The 3,481-nt window shown below is 63.0% G+C and carries 4 protein-coding genes; 2 read left to right on the forward strand and 2 right to left on the reverse strand.

Translation table 11 applies throughout. The features are described from left to right. Nucleotides 1-385, reverse strand: a 385-nt coding sequence (locus tag EN906_RS27280) for an alanine--tRNA ligase-related protein (protein ID WP_245484344.1), incomplete at its 3' end; no start/stop codon positions are given. Between the two features lie 297 nt (nucleotides 386-682). Continuing rightward, nucleotides 683-1,783: a recombinase RecA gene (gene recA, locus EN906_RS27285; RefSeq protein ID WP_027036993.1), complete on the reverse strand. Its 1,101-nt coding sequence runs from the start codon at nucleotides 1,781-1,783 to the stop codon at nucleotides 683-685. Between the two features lie 277 nt (nucleotides 1,784-2,060). On the opposite strand from recA, the gene EN906_RS27290 reads away from it, so the two are divergent. Both EN906_RS27290 and EN906_RS27295 read left to right on the forward strand, forming a co-directional pair. Further along, nucleotides 2,061-3,005 carry a carbohydrate kinase family protein gene (locus tag EN906_RS27290; protein ID WP_127270930.1) on the forward strand — a complete coding sequence of 315 codons (945 nt, stop codon included), beginning with the start codon at nucleotides 2,061-2,063 and terminating at the stop codon, nucleotides 3,003-3,005. 75 nt (nucleotides 3,006-3,080) lie between these two features. Then, a partial coding sequence (locus EN906_RS27295; protein ID WP_206529179.1) for a pseudouridine-5'-phosphate glycosidase occupies nucleotides 3,081-3,481 on the forward strand: 401 nt, incomplete at its 3' end.

Genomic DNA, 3,481 nt, shown 5'->3' on the forward strand with positions numbered 1-3,481 from the left:
CGGTGACCAGCAGCTTGTCCTTGTTCAGCCCGAACTCCCTGGTGATCAGGTTCCAGGCAAGCTCGATGGCGCGCTCCTTGAAATAGTCGCCGAAGGAGAAATTACCGAGCATCTCGAAGAAGGTCAGATGGCGCGCGGTGTAGCCGACATTGTCGAGATCATTGTGCTTGCCGCCGGCGCGAACGCTCTTCTGGGCGGTCGAGGCGCGCGAATAGGGCCGCTTCTCCAGACCGGTGAAGACGTTCTTGAACTGCACCATGCCGGCGTTGGTGAACATCAGCGTCGGGTCGTTGCGCGGCACCAGCGGACTCGATGCGACGATCTCGTGACCCTCCTTGCGGAAGTAGTCGAGAAATGTCGACCGGATTTCGTTCACGCCACTCATGATGCTGCCTTTTTGGAAGAGCCGCCGGGCCAACCGGCGGAAATGGGCTCTGCGTTTTAGAAGATTAGGACTTGGCCTTTTAGCCGCCGCGCTTCACCCTGTCCAGAAACACGGAATTGGTCCAATCCACGGCCTTTGCCGGCCGTTCGACCCGGCCTGGTTCCGCCGCCGAAACGCAAAACCGCCGGCACTGGGCCGGCGGTTTCGAAACGCAATAACGCGGAACTCGATTACATAAGCCTGAGATAATAGAACGCGATTATGGCCGAACTCCGGCCGGCATCGCGCACGAAGCTGTTACATCGCGCCGGATTCTTCCTCGAAACCGTCATCATCGCCGCGCTCAGGGCCGCCATTCTCGAGGAATTTTTCGGCGATCAGCCCGGCATTCTGCCTGATCGACAACTCGATCTCGCGTGCCGTGTCGGGATTGTCACGCAGGAACAGCTTGGCATTTTCGCGGCCCTGGCCGAGACGCTGCGAGTTATAGGAAAACCAGGCGCCAGACTTCTCGACAATACCAGCCTTGACCCCGAGATCGACCAGTTCGCCGGTTTTGGACACGCCCTCACCAAACATGATGTCGAATTCGACCACCTTGAAGGGCGGCGCCAGCTTGTTCTTGACCACCTTGACGCGGGTCTGGTTGCCGACGACCTCGTCGCGGTCCTTGATCGAGCCGATGCGGCGGATGTCGAGGCGCACCGAAGCGTAGAATTTCAGCGCATTGCCGCCGGTGGTGGTTTCAGGCGAGCCGAACATGACGCCGATCTTCATGCGGATCTGGTTGATGAAGATGACCATGGTGTTGGAGCGCGAAATCGACGCGGTCAGCTTGCGCAGCGCCTGGCTCATCAGGCGGGCCTGCAGGCCGGGCAGCGAATCGCCCATCTCGCCTTCAATTTCGGCGCGTGGCGTCAGCGCCGCGACCGAATCGACCACCAGCACGTCGATGGCGCCGGAGCGCACCAGCGTGTCGCAGATTTCCAGCGCCTGCTCCCCAGTGTCAGGCTGCGAGATCAGAAGGTTTTCGAGATCGACGCCAAGCTTGCGGGCATAGACCGGGTCAAGCGCGTGCTCGGCATCGACGAAAGCGCAGATGCCGCCCTTCTTCTGGGCTTCGGCGACGGTGTGCAGGGCAAGCGTCGTCTTGCCCGAGCTTTCCGGCCCGTAGATTTCGATGATGCGGCCGCGCGGCAGGCCGCCGACGCCAAGCGCGATGTCGAGGCCAAGCGAGCCGGTCGGCACCGTTTCAATCTCGACGACCTGATCGTTGGCGCCGAGCCGCATGATCGAGCCCTTGCCGAAAGCCCGCTCGATCTGCGACAGCGCCGCATCCAGAGCCTTTGATTTGTCCACTGCCTTGTCCTCTACCAGCCGCAAAGAATTCTGAGCCATGATACATCACCCCTTGGTCGTCAATGAAGGCCGGACAATCCGTAATCCCTGCCTATTTGTACCTTTTTTGTTCTCATTTGGCAAGAGGGGTCAAATAACTGAAAAACAAGCAATATCCGGATTTGTTCTTTTTTTGTCCAGGGATTCGATCAGGAATGCACCGCACGTTGGGCCAGACGGCTCCGTTGTTTCGACCTGCCGAATCGCCGCCTCGCATGCGAAGCTCCGTCGCACCTAGCGCTTGTGCGGCTGGAATAACAAAGGTCATATCGCCGGCATGCTGAAATCCGCGAAAATACTGGCCATAGGCGGCGCCCATATCGACCGACGCGGCCAGGTGTCCGGCGCTTACGTGCCTGCCGCCTCCAATCCGGGCACAATGCGCGAGGATGTCGGCGGCGGCGTCTTCAATGCTTTGCGCAGCGCCGTGCGGCGCGGCGTCTCCGCGTCGCTGATGTCGGTTCGCGGCGGCGATGCCGCTGCCGATACCGTTTCGCGAGCCATCGCCGAGACAGGCATTACCGACCTGTCGGCGGTCTTCCTCGACCGCACGACGCCGAGCTACACGGCGCTGATCGACAGCGAAGGCGAGCTGATCGTCGGCTTTGCCGACATGGCGCTCTATGAGTTGGCCTTTCCCAAACAGATTCGCCGCTCCAGGGTGCGCGAAGCAATCGCGGCCGCCGATGCCGTGTTCTGCGACGCCAACCTGCCGACGGCGGCGCTGGAACGGCTGGTCGCGCTCGCCGCGGGCAAGCCGGTTTTCGCCATTGCCATCTCGCCGGCCAAGGTGGTGCGGCTGATACCGGTGCTGAAGGAGCTCTCGCTGGTCTTCATGAACCGGCGCGAGGCCATGGTGCTGGCCGGCGTCGCCGCGAATGCCAGGGAGCGCGAGGTCGTCGACGGGTTGCGATGCAGCGGCCTCGTCAGTGGCGTGGTCACGGCAGGCGACGCGCCCGTGCTGGGGTTCGATGAAACAGGCGCCTTTTCGATCATGCCGCCCAATCCCCGAAAGGTCGCTGACGTCACCGGGGCCGGTGATGCGCTGGCGGGCGCAACGGTCGCTGCCTTGCTGCGCGGACTGCCGCTGCGGGTGGCCCTGCGCGAAGGCATCGCCGGGGCGACGCTTGCCATCGAAAGCGCCAACGCCGTTCCCGAGTTCACCGCCTCAAGCTTCGCGGAAGCGCTGGCTCTTGTGCCGGATGCCAGGGAAGTGGCATGAGACCGGCGAATTCATAGTGCCGCGATGTTGCCTGGTGTCCCGACGGACGCGCCGCATTCCGGATTGGAGACCCTGATGACCCCTGAGACCGCCCGCCCCCTCATCGACATCCACGCGCCGGTGGCGCAGGCTCTGGCTGCCGGCCGGCCGGTGGTGGCGCTGGAAAGCACCATCATCACCCATGGCATGCCCTACCCCGACAATGGCGCCATGGCGGCCGACGTCGAAAAGATCATCACCGATGGCGGCGCCGTGCCGGCGACGATCGCCGTGGTTGGCGGCCGCATCAAGATCGGGCTTTCGGACGGCGAGCGCGAATCGCTGGCGATGACGGGCGACGCCATGAAGCTGTCGCGCGCCGATCTCGGTTTTGCCGTGGCGCAAGGGCGCACCGGTGGCACCACGGTCGCCGCCACGATGATCGCGGCGCATATGGTCGGCATAAAAGTGTTCGCCACCGGCGGCATCGGCGGCGT

Origin of the sequence: Mesorhizobium sp. M7A.F.Ca.CA.004.06.1.1 (assembly GCF_003999135.1) — a bacterium.
Lineage (GTDB): Bacteria > Pseudomonadota > Alphaproteobacteria > Rhizobiales > Rhizobiaceae > Mesorhizobium.

What these genes read in the sequence shown, in the direction of transcription:
- recA (WP_027036993.1), bottom strand. Translation starts at nt 1,783, where the DNA reads ATGGCTCAGAATTCTTTGCGGCTGGTAGAGGACAAGGCAGTGGACAAA.
- EN906_RS27290 (WP_127270930.1), top strand. Translation starts at nt 2,061, where the DNA reads ATGCTGAAATCCGCGAAAATACTGGCCATAGGCGGCGCCCATATCGAC.